The sequence below is a fragment of the Pseudonocardia adelaidensis genome (assembly GCF_039543345.1).
Taxonomy (GTDB): Bacteria; Actinomycetota; Actinomycetes; order Mycobacteriales; family Pseudonocardiaceae; genus Pseudonocardia; species Pseudonocardia adelaidensis.
The window spans coordinates 41,200-56,302 of record NZ_BAABJO010000014.1 but is presented as its reverse complement, the minus strand read 5'-3'; the positions used below and the strand labels follow the sequence as shown (position 1 = coordinate 56,302).

10 protein-coding genes and 2 pseudogenes are annotated in these 15,103 nt (G+C 68.5%); 4 read left to right on the top strand and 8 right to left on the bottom strand.

Annotated features, from left to right (window positions below):
• Window positions 1–313 precede the first annotated feature (313 nt).
• From ABEA81_RS19900 to ABEA81_RS19875, 6 genes are all read right to left on the bottom strand, one after another.
• Window positions 314–991: a DDE-type integrase/transposase/recombinase gene (locus tag ABEA81_RS19900; protein WP_345606711.1), complete on the bottom strand. Its 678-nt coding sequence runs from the start codon at window positions 989–991 to the stop codon at window positions 314–316.
• A 450-nt stretch (window positions 992–1,441) separates the two neighbouring features.
• On the bottom strand, window positions 1,442–2,779 hold the full coding sequence (locus ABEA81_RS19895) for a flavin-containing monooxygenase (RefSeq protein WP_345606710.1): 1,338 nt from the start codon (window positions 2,777–2,779) through the stop codon (window positions 1,442–1,444).
• Between the two features lie 38 nt (window positions 2,780–2,817).
• A complete protein-coding gene (locus ABEA81_RS19890) occupies window positions 2,818–5,145 on the bottom strand; it encodes a DUF1989 domain-containing protein (RefSeq protein WP_345606709.1) in 2,328 nt (775 codons plus the stop codon).
• A gap of 117 nt (window positions 5,146–5,262) precedes the next feature.
• Window positions 5,263–6,018 (bottom strand): hypothetical protein, encoded by a 756-nt coding sequence (locus tag ABEA81_RS19885; RefSeq protein ID WP_345606708.1) that lies wholly within the window; start codon window positions 6,016–6,018, stop codon window positions 5,263–5,265.
• Window positions 6,019–6,033: 15 nt separating this feature from the next.
• Window positions 6,034–7,107 carry a hypothetical protein gene (locus tag ABEA81_RS19880; RefSeq protein WP_345606707.1) on the bottom strand — a complete coding sequence of 358 codons (1,074 nt, stop codon included), beginning with the start codon at window positions 7,105–7,107 and terminating at the stop codon, window positions 6,034–6,036.
• A gap of 243 nt (window positions 7,108–7,350) precedes the next feature.
• A complete protein-coding gene (locus ABEA81_RS19875) occupies window positions 7,351–8,970 on the bottom strand; it encodes an amino acid permease (protein ID WP_345606706.1) in 1,620 nt (539 codons plus the stop codon).
• A gap of 357 nt (window positions 8,971–9,327) precedes the next feature.
• On the opposite strand from ABEA81_RS19875, the pseudogene ABEA81_RS19870 reads away from it, so the two are divergent.
• Window positions 9,328–9,608, top strand: a pseudogene (locus ABEA81_RS19870) (transposase); the annotation flags it as partial.
• A 260-nt stretch (window positions 9,609–9,868) separates the two neighbouring features.
• Here the strand turns inward: ABEA81_RS19870 and ABEA81_RS19865 are convergent.
• Window positions 9,869–10,447 carry a tetratricopeptide repeat protein gene (locus ABEA81_RS19865; protein ID WP_345606705.1) on the bottom strand — a complete coding sequence of 193 codons (579 nt, stop codon included), beginning with the start codon at window positions 10,445–10,447 and terminating at the stop codon, window positions 9,869–9,871.
• A gap of 289 nt (window positions 10,448–10,736) precedes the next feature.
• On the opposite strand from ABEA81_RS19865, the pseudogene ABEA81_RS19860 reads away from it, so the two are divergent.
• Window positions 10,737–11,667 (top strand): annotated as a pseudogene (locus tag ABEA81_RS19860) (IS256 family transposase); the annotation flags it as partial.
• A gap of 209 nt (window positions 11,668–11,876) precedes the next feature.
• Here ABEA81_RS19860 and ABEA81_RS19855 read toward each other — a convergent pair.
• Window positions 11,877–12,419 (bottom strand): hypothetical protein, encoded by a 543-nt coding sequence (locus ABEA81_RS19855; protein ID WP_345606704.1) that lies wholly within the window; start codon window positions 12,417–12,419, stop codon window positions 11,877–11,879.
• 404 nt (window positions 12,420–12,823) lie between these two features.
• Between ABEA81_RS19855 and ABEA81_RS19850 the strand changes: the two genes are divergently transcribed.
• Window positions 12,824–13,657: an MBL fold metallo-hydrolase gene (locus ABEA81_RS19850; RefSeq protein WP_345606703.1), complete on the top strand. Its 834-nt coding sequence runs from the start codon at window positions 12,824–12,826 to the stop codon at window positions 13,655–13,657.
• A 563-nt stretch (window positions 13,658–14,220) separates the two neighbouring features.
• Window positions 14,221–15,078, top strand: coding sequence for a helix-turn-helix domain-containing protein (locus ABEA81_RS19845; protein ID WP_345606702.1), 858 nt, complete (start codon window positions 14,221–14,223; stop codon window positions 15,076–15,078).
• Window positions 15,079–15,103 lie beyond the last annotated feature (25 nt).

Here is a 15,103-nt window from a genome sequence, read left to right as displayed (position 1 = left end):
AAGTCAGCCAGCGAGCCGCCGAACGGGACACCGGCCTGTGGCCAGCTCGCTCAGTAGCCGCGCCGGGCGAGGTGTCGATGCCTCGCGGATCGGCCATGCTCGATGTGGCCTCGCCACACGGTCAGCTTGAGCAGAAGCGTGCGGGCGACATCTGGAACGTCCACTTCGGGCTCCCCGGCCTGGACAGCACGTTCGCCCTGCTCCTGGACGCCGCGCACCGCGGCCACCTCGCCTACCGCGAGGGTCGGTCCTCGACACCGCCGCCGAGCCTGAGCGCTACCCACCCGGAAACGCTGCAGGACACAGTCACAGATCACGCGATGGCCGCCCTACGCCCCTCCGCCACGCCCCTCACCAGGGCCTGCCGCACACCACTCTGGTGGACGCCACTCAGGGGGCAGCCTGGTTTGGTGAACCGGCGCCGGATCCCGAGCGCGACACACACCGCGCGCCAGTCTTGGCCGATCCGGTAGACCTTGGCGTTGTCGGTGAGCACCCGTAGTACCTGCACGCCGCGTTCGCGGAACCAGGCCACGGCCGGGTGCAGGAACCCGGCGCAGGTGGTGTCGCGTTCGTCGGGCAACGCCTTGATGTAGGCCGGCCGGGAGTGGTCATCCACCGCGACGTGCAGGTAGTCGTAGCCGATCCCGCGCCCGCGGACATCCTCGCGGCGCCCGTGTAGCCGCCGCCAGCCGCCGCCGTCGGGACCCGGCCCAGCTTCTTCACATCCACGTGCAGCAGATCCCCCGGGTGGGGGCGTTCGTAGCGGATCCCGGAACGGCGGCGCCGGACCGGCTCGCCGGTGATCGGGTCGATCGCGGCCAGGGGCGGCACCTGGTGGCGGGCCAGGACCCGGCCGACGGTGGAGGCGACCAGCCCGAGTTCGCCGGCCAGCTACACCGCGCCGCGGTGTGCCCGCTCGCGCAGCGCCAGGATCTGGGCCTCGGTCGCCGGGTCGGTGCGGGTCGGGCTGGTGTGCGAGCGGGAGCAACGCTCTTCCAGCCCCGGCCTCGCCTTCGCCCCCGGTAGCGGCCGATCCACTTGCTCACCGTCGCCCGCGCGACTCCGAGCTGTTCGGCGATGCGGGCTCAGGGCCAACCGGCCAGGTGACGCTGCACCATCAGCCGGCGGGCATAGACGGTGGTGCGGGCGTTACGGTCCGCCATGGAGGGCCTCCTGGGTCCGGAGTAGGTGCCTCAGACACACCCACCTCGCCGGGAGGCCCTCCCCTCGTTCAAGCCGACACGCCGTTGAGCACTGTCAACAACGTCATGGGTCACTACATCTAGGTGCAGGGCCCCGCCGGGCGGTTCACCCTGCGGGCCGCGATCGATCCGCTGCTCGAACGCGCGCAGGCACTGTCGCGCGCCCTGTGACCCGCGATCCCGCCGCGCCGATCAGGCTGGCGGCCGCGGACCTGTGATCGGCGCCCGCAGCGATCTCATGATCGCAGGAACGTCGCCAATGAGTCGTCGGGCTCGTCCCACCACGGGGTGTGGTGCACGGGGCCGACCGAGCCCGTGCACGGCGAGGAGAACGACCTGTCGCGGTAGCCGGTGATGCTCTCCTCCTTGTGGTGCTCCCACGTGTTGAAGTGCTCCCGCACCAGGTCGAGGTCGAACGCCGGGTAGTCAACGCGGTCGAGCAGGTCGCGCACGTAGTCGGTCTGGAAGTCGATCTCGTCGGCGGGGCCGTTGAGGCCTTCCTGGCGCTCGCGCCACGCGGCGATGTCGCGCTCCATCTCCCCCCGGGCGGGCAGCGTGATCCGGCCGAGCACGACGTCGCGGGCGAACCACGCCTGCGCGTCGAACATGTTGAACGTGTAGTACTGGTCCTGCATGCCGAGGTACATCAGCTTCGGGTTGCCGGCCCAGACGACGCCCTTGTAGAGGTCGGGCGGGTAGAGGACGTTGTCGGTGCGCAGCCGCAGGCCGTCCTCGATGAACGGGAACCAGTGCCGGTACCCGGTGCACAGCACGATCGCGTCCACGTCGCGGGTGGTGCCGTCCACGAAGTGCGCGGTCCTGCCCTCCACGCGATCGAGCCGCGGCACCTCGGAGATCCCCTCCGGCCAGCCGAAGCCCATCGCCGCGTTCCGGTAGGAGATCGTGACCGAGCGCGCCCCGTACTTCTTCGACTGCAGAGCGATGTCCTCCGCCGAGTAGCTGCTGCCCACGACGAGCAGGTCCTTGCCGGCGAACTCCTGCGCGTCCCGGAAGTCGTGCGAGTGCAGCACCCGCCCGGGGAAGGTGGCGAACCCGGGGTACTCGGGCGTGTTCGGTGTGGAGAAGTGGCCGGTGGCGACGATGACGTGGTCGAACTCCTCGGTGCGGGTGGAGCCGGCGGGGCGCGACTCCACCGTGACCGCGAAGGTGTCGCGGCCGGGGTCGAAGGAGATCCACCGGACCGCCGAGTCGAACTGGATGTACTGGCGGACGTTGCTCTTCTTCGCCCGCCCGGTGATGTAGTCGAACAGCACCTCACGCGGCGGAAACGACGGGATCGACTTGCCGAAGTGTTCGTCGAACGTGTAATCGGCGAACTCCAGGCACTCCTTCGGCCCATTCGACCACAGGTAGCGGTACATGCTCCCGTGCACGGGATCGCCGTACTGGTCCAGCCCGGTGCGCCAGGTGTAGTTCCACAGGCCACCCCAGTCGCTCTGCTTGTCGAAACAGACGACCTCGGGGACGTCCACCCCACTGCGGCGTGCTTCCTCGAAGGCGTGCAGCTGGGCCAGGCCGCTCGGGCCGGCACCGACGACGGCCACTCGGGCCATGTCTCCTCCTGGTGTGGTCGGGTTCAGGATCGCTGATCTCAAGAGCGGGGACGGGTCTTGTCGGCGTCGTAGAACGGGAACCGGACGACCTGCGCCGGTATCCGCTTCTGGTGGCCGTCGAGCTTTCCGACCTCCACCGCCGTACCGAGCTGTGCGTGCTGCACGGCGATGCGGCACAGCGCGATGTTCTTCCGCAGCACTGGTGAGCGGGTCGCGCTCGTGATCACGCCTACTTGGGACCGTCCGACGTGGACGCAGTCGCCGTGCTGGGCGGGTTCGTTGCCCGCGAGCTCCAGGCCGACGAGCGTGCGCTGCGGGTGCGCCTTGCGCTCGAGCAGTGCCTCGCGGCCGACGAAGTCGTCCTCCTTCGTCTTCAACGGCACCGTGAAGCCGATCCCCGCCTCGAACGGGTCGGTCTGGTCGTCGAAGTCGTAGCCGGCGAACACCAGACCGGCCTCGATGCGCAGGATGTCCAGCGCCTCGAGCCCGAGCGGGGTGAGACCGTGGGGCAGGCCGACCTCCCACACCGCGTCCCAGAGCGCCGAGGCGTCCCGTGGGTGCACCCACAGCTCGTAGCCGAGCTCACCGGAGTACCCGGTGCGCGAGACGAGCAGGGGGACGCCGTTGTGGTCGCCGATGCGCCCGATCGCGAACCGGAACCAGGTCAGGTCGGTGAACGCCGGCTGGGTCGGAGGGGTCCAGACGATCGACGCGAGCAGGTCACGGCTGGCCGGGCCCTGCACGGCGATGTTGTGCAGCTGGTCGGTGGAGTGCTTGACCCACACCCGGTCCAGGCCGAGGCGCTGGGCCTGCTCACGCAGCCAGACACCGTCGTACTCGTCGCCGCCGACGAACCGGAAGTTCGTGTCGCCCAGCCGGAAGATCGTGCAGTCGTCGATCATGCCGCCGGTCTCGTTGCACATCGCCGAGTAGACGACCTGGCCGTGCGAGAGCTTGCGGACGTTGCGGGTGACGGTGGCCTGCAGCAGCGCCTCCGCGTCGGGGCCGAGCACCTCGAACTTGCGCAGCGGCGACAGGTCCATCACCGCGGCCCGCTCCCGGCAGGCCCAGTACTCCTCCTGCGCGCCGTGCCCGTCGAAGCTCCCCGGCAGCCAGTAGCCGCGGTACTCGACGAACTGCCGCGTCCGCGCGGAGGTCCGCTCGTGGAACGCCGTCTCCTTGGTCAGCGTCGCCTCGGACTCGGGCGTGACGCGATGGGCGATGGCCATCGAGAACTTCCTCCTCGCGTCGTAGACCCGCACGTGCACGTCGGTCGGCACCCAGGCGTTGGACGGGTCGATGTCGTCCGGGCAGGCCGAGGACGCGCAGACGAGGTCGGTGGCCGCCCGCATGAGCACGTAGTCGCCGGGTCGCGACCACGGCTCGTCGAACACGAGCAGGTTGTGGTCGTCGAACATCGTGTTGTAGAAGAGGTTCAGCGCCGGCCAGCCCTTCCGGGCCGCCACGCCGTAGCGCGCAAGCTGCGCGTTGAAGTTGTCGGTGCAGTTCACGTGGCCCGGGTAGCCCATGTCCTCGTAGTACCTCGCGTTGCACGCGAGCCCGAACGTGTCGTGCCGCCCGACCGTGTCCCGCACGATCTCCACCAGCGGCTGCGCGTCCTGGTCGTAGAACTTCCCGTACAGGCCGGGCTGCGGGTAGGCGTTGCCCATCAGGTAGCGCGTGGTGGTCGAGTCCAGCCCGCGCTCCGCGCCCTCCTGCAGGCGGCGGGCACCGAAGGCGAGGAAGTCCGAGCACTGCCTCCCCTCGACGTCGATGACCTGGATGTACTGGCCCTCGCCCACCTCGTAGCTGCACGCCGTCGCGGCGTCGATGCGCAGGTCGAGCACCGGCTCGGCCAGCGGCTCCGGCAACACCCGCTCCGCGGCGGGGCGCGCGGCCGCCCGCCGCACTTCCAGCAGCAGGTCCGAGGGCGGGTTGGCGGACTCGGCGTCGACCGGCATCGGTGCGGCAGGGGCGGCGACGAGGACGACGGCGCTGTCCGTCGCGGTGAACGACTCGCGCGCACCCGCGGGCGACCACTCGCCGAACAGCCGGGCGGCGGTCGCGGCCGAGTGGTCGGCCCCGTGCTCGGCCAGTGCGGCGAGCACGGCGCGCGCCCCGTCGCCCGCGCAGCGAGCCAACGCCCGCACCGTGGTGGCCGGCGCATCCTGCGCGACCCCGAGCGCGCGCTCCGGGCCGAGCACGGTCAGCTCGGCGGGCTGCATGCCCTGCCGGTCGACGACGTCTATGCGGTCCCCGGCGGCGAGCCGGACGGCGGTGACGCCGCCCGGCCGCACCCAGTACGTCTCGAGCCTGGGCTCGCGAGGAACGAGACCCGGCAGCAGCAGCCGGGGAGACACCTCCATGACGGGCTCAGAGCTTCTTGACGAACGTCCGCGCCTGGTAGAGCGCCAGCAGGGGCAGCCCGACCATGAGGATCACCATCAGCACCGGGCCTGCCGCATAGGCGAAGAACGTGCTCATCACTTCACCTCGCTGCGCTCGGCCGGCGCTCCAGTCGAGGGCTGTGACGCCGACTCGCTCACGGGCTCACTCGTGGACGCCGACTCACTCTCAGTCTCACCCACGGACGCCGACTCACTCTCAGACTCACCCACGGACGCCGACTCACTCTCAGACTCACTCGCCGGCTCACTCGTGGACGCCGACTCGTTCTCACCCTCACTCGTGGACGCCGACTCACTCTCAGTCTCACCCACGGACACCGACTCACTCTCAGACTCACTCGCCGGCTCACTCGTGGACGCCGACTCGTTCTCAGACTCACCCACGGACACCGACTCACTCTCAGACTCACTCGCCGGCTCACTCGTGGACGCCGACTCGTTCTCACCCTCACTCGTGGACGCCGACTCGCTCTCAGGCTCACCCGCGGCCGCCGACTCACTCGCCGACTCACTCACGGATATCGATTCGCTCGCGGGCGCGCTCATGCCCTCACCCATCAGTCCTGACTGCCGCATGCGGGTGCGCCCGAAATCGTTGAGGCCGAACTTGAACAGCAGCTTCTCGACCCCGCCGGACTTGGCCGGGTCCACGGCCGTCTCCACCTCGTCGAGCAGGCCGCTGGAAAACAGGTCGGTGAGCGTCAGCCGCACGGTGCCGAACCAGTAGTCGCCGGTCACCCCGTAGGCCTGCATCACCTCGTCGGCGATGTCGTAGTCCCACATCGGCCCGCGCTCCGCGAGCACCCGCAGCATGTGGCCCTTCATGTGCATGGTCGCCTCCGTCGATCAGGGGTTGGTCGCCGCACGGGCCCGAGCGCCCGGAACCGCCCGGACGACCTCCAGCACGTCGCGCTTCTCGGTGAAGAGCACGAAGCTGCCGCACACGGCGATCAGCCCGCCGACGACGAACTGGACACCCGGCGCCTCGAGCGTGAACAGGTACAGCCACACCAGCGCGAACGGCCCGTACAGCGCGGCGATCGCCTGGCCGCGGCCCACCCCGATGAGCGGGAAGGACTTGTACCAAGCCACGTAGCAGAACCCGAACGTCAGCCCGAGCAGGACGAGCAGCAACAGGTTGTTCGGATTGGCCAGTGCAGCCCCGGTGACCTCCCAGAGCCGGTTTCCGGCGAGCCCCCAGGCGATCGGCACGGCGACGACCAGCCACAGCGCTACCTCGGCCGTGAAGCGCAGTGTGAGGCCCACGTCGGGATCACTGACATCGAGCGCGCGCCCCGCGATGGCGCCCTCGATACCCCAGCCGACGAACGCGAGCGCACCGCCGACATAGCCGAGCAGGCCGCCCGTCCCCGCGCCGGCGAGCTCGCCGACGATGCCCGGCGCGAAGATGATCACACCACCCGCGACGATCACGATGATGCCCACCACGGCGCGACGGGTGATCCGCTCGTTGTACCAGAGCCTGGCCAGCAGCGCGCCGATGATCGGGTACAACAGCGCGGCGACCGCGGCGAACGCGGCACCCACGTACGCGATAGCGAGGATCGAACCGAAGATCGCGAGCATGCCGGCCAGCCCCGCCGGGGCGTACCAGCGCGAGATGCGGACCCGCCGCATAGTGCGGACGTACTCACCCGTCTTGCCCAGCACCGCCACCCAGAGATACATGGCCAGCAGCACCGCGACGGCGTTCAACGTGGTGATCACCATGGCGGCCAGCAGGTAGTCGCCGGTGGATCCGGCGAGGTCCGCGAACGGGGCCTCGGAGTAGATGACCGTGCCGGGTACGTACCAGGCTCCCCACAGCACGGCGCACCAGACCGCCCAGATGAAGCCCCACCGCACCTGCCGGTTGCGGTACTCCAGACGCAGTTGCTGCAACTTCTCGGTTTCTGGCATGGCGACTCCTTACACGGGACCAGGCGCCCGAAGTGCGCGACGAGGCGCACGGCGTCGAGAAACGATGGATCGGCCGGCGTCGGATGGGTAAGTGCGCATTGCGGGGAGGCCCCCGAGGCATCTCACTACTGCCCACTGCAAGACAGCATTGCCGAATGACTTCGGCTTGTACACCCTCCTGTGGAACGGGATGTGTCGGCGGACACGGGGTGCGCCAGCCAACGCGGCGTGTGCGAGCGCCGGTCAGCGCGGGTGCGCGGACTGCTGCGGGTGCGAGGACTGGTGCGGGTGCGCCCTCCGATGCGAGGCCTCTCCCAGGATGGCCGCGAGCTCCGCATCCGCGGCTTCCTCGCGGACCGGGCCGGTGAACCACTTGCGGGCGGACAAGAAGTACCAGCCGCCGAATAGGAGGAGCGCGCCGCCCACCGTCAGGGGGGCGTAGTTCACCGACTCGAAGGCGAACTCCTCCGCTCCTGGGATGCCGTTGGGCGAGATCGGCAGGAGGAACAGCACGCAGATGAACGCGATCCAGGCGACCGAGAGCGGGGAGATCCACTTGTAGTGCTTGCCGAGGCTCCAGGCGCCCGGCTCGAACCGGTCGCCGGCCTTGATGCGCAGGATGATCGGCAGCCCGAACGCGATGGAGAGGCCGATCACGGCGATCGAGGTGCCGACCGCGTACCCGACCACCCCGTTGACGAGCGTCGGGATCATCAAGGCCCACGCGCTGACGACGATCGCGATCACCGAGTTCACCGGCACCCGCCTGGCGTTGACCCGTCGCCACAGCCGGGACCCGGGCACCGCATGGTCGCGGGAGAACGCGAACATCATCCGCGACCCAGACGTCACACACGCCGTGCCGCAGAACAACTGCGCGCCCACGGTGATGAGCAGCATGAACTCCGCCCATGCTTCGTTGGTGGCCTCGGCCCAGATGTAGACCACGGCCTGGCCGCCCGCATCGAGGGTGCCCTGCACGTCCGACACCGCGAACGTCACCGACAACAGCAGGACGAACCCGAACACCACCGACGCGCCGACGGCCCACACCATGCCCAGTGCCGTGGCGCGGGACGCCGAGCGGGTTTCCTCACTCATGTGCGCCGAGGCGTCGTAGCCGACGAGGGAGTACACGTTCAGCAGCAGCCCGATGCCGAACACGTACCAGATGGCCGAGTCGGGGAACCCGGAGTTGTTGATCACCTCGCCGAACACGAACTCGACTGACTGGTGATCGGTGGGAACGATCAACAGGACGACGACGATGAGCCCGACACCGGCCATGTGCCACCACGACGAAAACACGTTGAGCCGGGACAGCACATTGACGTCGAGGAGGTTGAGGCTCAGCTGCACCGCCGCGATCACCGTCATGACGACGAAGATCGTGACGTTGTCGGTGCCGACGAGGCTCGGGAACCACAAGTTCAGCAGCGCCGTCGTGAAGGTTGCCGAGGCGTACTGGACGGCCGCACAGACCGCGATCAGGCCCACCAGGTTGAACCAGCCAGTGAACCAGCCCCACGCGGGCCCACCCAGCTTGGAGGCCCAGAAGTACAGCGCGCCCGCCGTGGGCATCGAGGAGGCGATCTCGGCCATGGCCATCGCGACGAGCACCGAGACGGGGCCGACGATCAGGCAACCCCACATGATGACGGCGGGGCCGCCGTTGTGGAAGCCGATGTAGTACGAGGGCAGGTATCCCGTGAAGATGGAGATGATCGTGAATGAGATGGCGAAGTTGGAGAACCCGCCCATCTTGCGGTATAGCACCTGCGAGTACCCCAGCCGCAGCAGGAGTGCCTCGTCGCTACGGGCGGTCTCGCGGTCTCTCGTCAGATAGGTGGATGGGCTCGACATTCTGCTGCCTCGGTTCTTCTGGTCTCGGGGGCTCGGGGGAGTCGGAGGGGCAGGGGAGCAACCCCTCGAGGGGCAGGCCGATGGCCGCGCTCAACGAGGGCGGTCCGGTGCGGGTGCCGCGGGGGGAGCGACTCGGCGTCCTGCATGGCCGCGCTGAGCAGGGAGGTGGCCGCCGCGAGGTCGCCTGCGGCCACCTGGGAGCGCGCCGTTCCCATCCGGACGTGGCAAGTCGACCCGATCGAGCGAGAGGGCCGCAAGCCGCCCTCCCCTACCACTCCAGCCACAGTTCGCGATCACGACCGTCCAGTCTCTCGACCTTGCGGCGAGAAAGACGATCTTGCGGCGCAGGTCGGTCGGTTGGACAGGTTGTTCGCGCGGGCAGCCGCGCGGTTCTTCCGGGTGGAGCCGCGGCGGCGGGCGCGGTCGTTGGTGTCGGGGTTGCTGGCGCCGTTGGCGGGCAAGAACGGGCGGCCGTTGGCCGAGGTCGCCGGGGACACGACGCCGGACGGGATGCAGCAGCTGCTCAACGGGCCAATTGGGATGTCGACGGGGCGCGCGACGACCTGCGCGGTCGGGTCGTCGAGCAGCTCGGCGAGCCTGGTTCGGTGCTCATCGTGGACGAGACCGGGTTCCCGAAGTAGGGGGTCACGTCCGCCGGTGTGCAGGAGTACTCCGACTGGGTCTTGTATCGAGCGGCGATTCACCGCGCGATGCTTCGTGGGTGACATCTGGTTCCTAGTTCCTGCTCATCGTTGTCGATCCTTGCGACGCTGCTCACCAGATCGAGGACAGACACAGCGAACGGGGCGTGCTTTTCGAACTCGCTCACCACACGCGCCCGAGAAGACCAGCCCGAATGGTGGACGGAGGTGGCGAGAAGAGCCACCGAGATCGGGTGTCACCGACCGAAGGCGTCCTCCTGGAGCAACCCGTGTGACACTCCGGAATCTATGAGAGCCAAGGTGTGGGAGTGCTTCGCCCCGAGGGTCGCCTCGGCGTCTTCCATCGTCGACGCGAGCATCCGGTGTGCGGAAGTGACGTCGCCAGCAGCGGCAAGGGCCAGCGCCAGGTTCATCCGCGCGCTAAGCGTGTTGCTGTGGGTGGAGCCGAGCGTGCGGGAGCACTGCACGACGACCTGCGTGGCCAGCGCAATTGCAGTATCGGCATCACCGGTCACCCGATGAGCCGCGGCGAGCGCGCCGCGGGCGACAAGGGTGTCCGGATGGTCGTCACCGAGCACTCGAGCCCGATCCGAGACGCTGGTGGTGATGAGTTTGAGACCCTTACGCCGCTGTCCCGCTGCGAAGACGGCGACGCTGAGGTTACCCGCTACCGTCATGGTGCAGGGATGTTCGGAACCGAGCGCGGAGCGGCAGCCGACCAAAGCCTGCTCGAACAACGGCACGGCTTCGTCGTAGTGGCCCGCTTCGAACATCTCAGCAGCGACTCCGTTGGCCTGCGCGGCGTCCCACACCATGGGTTGCACTCCTTGAGCCAACTGCGGTGCGCCGCGCATCTGGTGGTCGCGAGTCTGGTAGTAGGGCTCCGACTGATCGTGATCACTCGATCGCATCCGGCCGTCTAACCCCCCTCAGGTGACGTGCATGACGTTGACCCAAACCAGCCGCCCGTGCGAGGTGCCGGACGTTAGCACATCGTCAACTCTGCGTAGTTGAAGCTCCACAGCAAGTGCTCCATGCGGATGCATGCTCCCCCATCGAACGGGTGATATCCATCACGAGCTGCTCATGTCGGACCCAGTCCGCGACGAACACGGTCGCCGGCTGGTGGTGCGCAACGGCTTCCATCACCCGTGCGAGGTGCTGACCAGCGCCGGGGCGGTCGAGGTCATCGCGCCGCGGGTCAACGACCGCCGCACCGACCCCGACACCGGTGCGCGGCGCCGGTTCTCCTCGGCGATCCTGCCGCCGTGGTGCCGCAAGACCCCGAAGGTCACCGAGGTGCTGCCGCTGCTGCACCTGCACGGGCTCTCCTCCGGGGATTTCGTGCCCGCGCTCGGCCAGTTCCTGGGCAGCTCGGCCGGGCTGTCCGCACCAGTGATCACCAAGCTGACCGAAACCTGGAAGGCCGAGCAACGCGCGTTCGCCGCGCGGGATCTGTCCGGGGCGGACTACGTCTACCTGTGGGCCGACGGCATCCACGTCAACATCCGCCTGGAGGAGCACGAGCTGTGCCTGCTGGTCATGATCGGGGTGCGGGCCGACGGGCGGAAGGAGCTGGTCGCGCTCGGCGACGGCTACCGCGAGTCGGCCGAGTCCTGGGCGGCCCTGCTGCGCGACTGCGCCCGGCGCGGGATGTCCGCCCCGGTGCTCGCGGTCGGTGACCGGCGCGCTCGGGTTCTGGGGCGCGCTGCGGGAGGTGTTCCCCCAGACGCGGGAGCAGCGTTGCTGGTTCCACAAGATGGCCAATGTGCTCGGGGCGCTACCGAAGTCCGCGCATCCGGGGGCGAGGAAGGCCCTGGCGGAGATCTGGAACGCCGAGGACCGCCGCCACGCCCTCGACGCCGTGACCCGGTCGGGTTCGCGGGCGGCGTTCAAGCTCATCGAGGCCGCCCAGGACCGCTGGCGCGCGGTCAACGCCCCGCACCTCGTCGCTATCGTCCGCGCCGGCGCCACGTTCGAGGCCGGCGAGCTCGTCGAACGACCCGACGAACACCCCCAACCCGAAGCCGCCTAGAAGATCTTCACCCACATCTTGACAATTGCTCTCTTGATCACTTGACCGTGCACGCGTCGGACGGAGGGCCGAGCATGACGATGTCACCGCAGGAGATCTCTGATCGCCTGGAGATCGAGCAGTTGCTCATCCGGTACCGCCACGCCATCGACCAGCGCGACTGGGACGCCTACTGGACTACCTCGCGAACACCCTCGGAAGGTACGTGCTTACCCTTTTCGAACCCGCCAGAACGACTGATGTTCTGCTGCGAGGCGGGCGAGCTGCGGGATGCTGAGGCCGATCTCCTGCAACAGGATCAGGGTGATCACTGATGCCGTCAGCTCTGCAAGGGCGTAAATCTCCGGAGCGGCGGGGGTCGCCTCCGGTTCATCGACGTCGAAGCGATACACCAGCACATTGCGGGCGTTCGTTGCGGCCGTGCCCACCGGTTCGGCCGAGGCATGAACGGCTCGACAACGTCCGTACCGAGCCGGTCGACAAGCTGCATCAGTCGTTGCTTGAGACTCGGCTCGTTCCAGAGCCGGCTCGCGAGCCAGCCCGCGTGTTCGGGGGAGACGACCTCGATGAGCGCCGCCCCGCATCGCTTCGAACTCCTCGGGAGCCGCATACGCGCCGCCGGGCAACAGACGTCGGTGGAGGCCTTCAGCGGCCGCGACCGCGGTAATCAACCGGTTCTCCACAAAGGACTTACCCATGGAGACCGAGTGGCAGCTACGGGCGCGCATGGCCGAGCGCGGCTTGTTCGCCACTCGGAGCCTGGTACCGCTGCCGGCCGCACGGGGGTTCAACTGCGGCGACGGCGGTGCTCACCCGGAACCTGGCCGGCCCGACCGGGCATACCTGTCAGAAGTCGTAGGCGAACGCGCACGGTGCATTGCGTCCCGCCCGCTGCGGACAGCCAGGATGCGGGCACGAGTGCCCGAGCTCCTCAAGCGGCGACTGCAGAAACGCAGTGAGCTCGAACGCAACCTCGAACGTTGCTCCACGCCTGGCCTTGGGGCAGAAGCCGGCCCCTCGTCGCAGTCGCGTGCCTACCCATGCTACGGATAGGCACGCGACGGCCGAGCCCTCACATACTGGGGTCATGAGTTCCTTAGGATCAGCGTCAGCTCAGGCTCCGGGTTTCGCACGCACCCGAATCGGCGCAATCACCGTGACCACCATCTATGACGGGGCGCTGCCCATCTTCGCCACCGACATGCACGGTGAGCCGTCGGAGCGGATTACCGAGCTCTTGGCTGACGGATTTCTCCCACCGGAGGGCGACCTTCTGACGGCCGTGAACACCTTCCTATTTCAGTCCGGCGGACACACGGTGCTGGTCGATGCGGGCGCAGGCACCTCCCTCGGACCAGCCACCGGTCACCTGCTGGACAACCTCCGGGCCGCTGGAATCTCTCCAGAACAGGTCGGCGACGTACTCATTACTCACCTGCATCCCGATCACGTTTTTGGTCTTCTCACTGCGGACGGACAGGCGGCGTTCCCGTCTGCGACCGTGCATGTGTCAACTCTTGACGCCGGACACTGGCTGAATGACGCTGTCGCCGCGAACGCTGAGGGCGCACAAGCGCAGATCCACCGATGGGCCGTGCAGGCTCTGGTGCCATATCGTGCTGCCGGCCGGTTCTCCACTTTCGCCTATGGCGAGCAGCCGGTGCAGGGTGTGATCGCGGTCGATCTCCACGGCCACACCCCCGGCCATAGCGGGTATCTCGTGGGTGCTGAAGGGGAACAGCTGCTGTTGTGGGGTGACACCATGCACAGTCACACCGTTCAGCTGCGCGCCCCGCACGTTGCGATGGACATCGATAGTGATCGACCTGTTGCTCGCGCCGCCCGAATGCGCATCTTGGATGAGATCCGGACGCAGGGATGGGCGGTCGGCGGCGCGCATCTTCCCTTCCCTGGCATCGGGCGTATCCGCTTCCGTGGCGGTGAAGCCCGGTGGGTGCCGGCGCCGTACCGTCCGTTGGAGTCTGCCTGACCACAGATCCCGCGCCCGAGATTGCCGCCAGCGGAGGGCCGGGTGCCTGATCTCGCTCCTGAGCAGGTGGATGATCCCGGCCGGCGCGAGTCGATCGTCGACCGACCTATGCCCGACGAGCCGGTGCCGACGTGGCGGGCGGGCCTGGCAGCAGTGGAGTGACCCGCTCCCACAAACGAGTCCTGGACAAGCTCGTCGAGCTTCGACGCGGGAGCTGGCCGAGTCCAGCCACTGTCAACAGCAGACACGCCGAGATCCTTCTGAACCGAGCTGTTGCACGTCACTCTCCCGTACCTACCCATAGCATGGGCAGGTACCAGGGTTCGATCGCAGGGAAACTGGCCTCATGAGTTCCTTATTGCCACGGCCTGGGGCCCGGCCCGCTCGTGCCCCGGCCCACGTCTACTGCCGCGAGAACGCGCAACGGCATCCAGTCGCGTGCGTCACAAAGGATCATGAGCATCCGCGTTTTGCATCAAGACCAGTCGTTGAATCCGGCGTGGTTGACACGAACACCTGCGTGGCCAGGGGGCGCGCAGGCGACGAGAGATGATGGAGCCGTCATGGCTGGCAAATCGTCGGCGGGAGAGCTCGGTGAGTTCCTCCGGTCCCGCCGCGCCGCGGTCACCCCGCAGGAGCTCGGCATCATCCCCTCCTACGGCGAGCGGCGCCGAGTGCCGGGGCTTCGGCGCGAGGAGCTCGCCGAGCTGGTGGGGGTCAGCACGACGTACTACACCCGCTTGGAACAAGGCGAGAGCCATCAGGTTTCCGACGCGGTCCTGGACGCCATCGCACGGGCGCTCAAGCTGTCGCCCGACGAGCGCGCACACCTCTACCGGCTGGCACGGGCCCTCCCGCCCGTTCGCGGGACCGGGCACGAGGACCAGGTCCGCGGTCCCGTTCGTGACCTCGTCGCCGGCAGCCTCGGCGCCGCCGTGCTCGTCGGGCGACGGACCGACATCCTCGCCGGCAATGCGCTCGGATACGCGCTGTGGGGGCTCACCGCCGAGGAGATCGCGGCCATCGGGACGCCGCACGCACCGAACCAGGCCCGGCGGGTCTTCCTCAACCCGGCGGCCCGCTCGCTGTTCGTGGACTGGGAGCACCAGGCCGAGGATCTCGCCTCCTACCTGCGATTGGCCGCGGCGGAACGGCCCGATGACCTCGCCCTCCACCAGCTCGTCTCCGAACTCGCCACCGGCAGCGACGACTTCGCTCGGCTGTGGCGCGACCATCCAGTGCGGGACTGCCTGCACACCGTGCGCCGGTTCCGGCATCCCCTGGTCGGAGAGCTGGAGCTGAACGAGGAGATCCTCCGCCTGTCCGACGATCCGGGGCAGCGCCTGATCATCAGCGCGGCCGAGGCCGGCACGCGGTCGGCCGAGCGACTCGCCCTCCTCGGGGCCCTCGCCGCGGGCTGACCTCACCCACACCGCAGTTCACCGG

Bases quoted from the DNA above. Each gene is read 5' to 3' on its own strand.
- ABEA81_RS19895 (WP_345606710.1), bottom strand. From the start codon at position 2,779: ATGGCCCGAGTGGCCGTCGTCGGTGCCGGCCCGAGCGGCCTGGCCCAG.
- ABEA81_RS19890 (WP_345606709.1), bottom strand. From the start codon at position 5,145: ATGGAGGTGTCTCCCCGGCTGCTGCTGCCGGGTCTCGTTCCTCGCGAG.
- ABEA81_RS19885 (WP_345606708.1), bottom strand. From the start codon at position 6,018: ATGCACATGAAGGGCCACATGCTGCGGGTGCTCGCGGAGCGCGGGCCG.
- ABEA81_RS19880 (WP_345606707.1), bottom strand. From the start codon at position 7,107: ATGCCAGAAACCGAGAAGTTGCAGCAACTGCGTCTGGAGTACCGCAAC.
- ABEA81_RS19875 (WP_345606706.1), bottom strand. From the start codon at position 8,970: ATGTCGAGCCCATCCACCTATCTGACGAGAGACCGCGAGACCGCCCGT.
- ABEA81_RS19865 (WP_345606705.1), bottom strand. From the start codon at position 10,447: ATGGTGTGGGACGCCGCGCAGGCCAACGGAGTCGCTGCTGAGATGTTC.
- ABEA81_RS19845 (WP_345606702.1), top strand. From the start codon at position 14,221: ATGGCTGGCAAATCGTCGGCGGGAGAGCTCGGTGAGTTCCTCCGGTCC.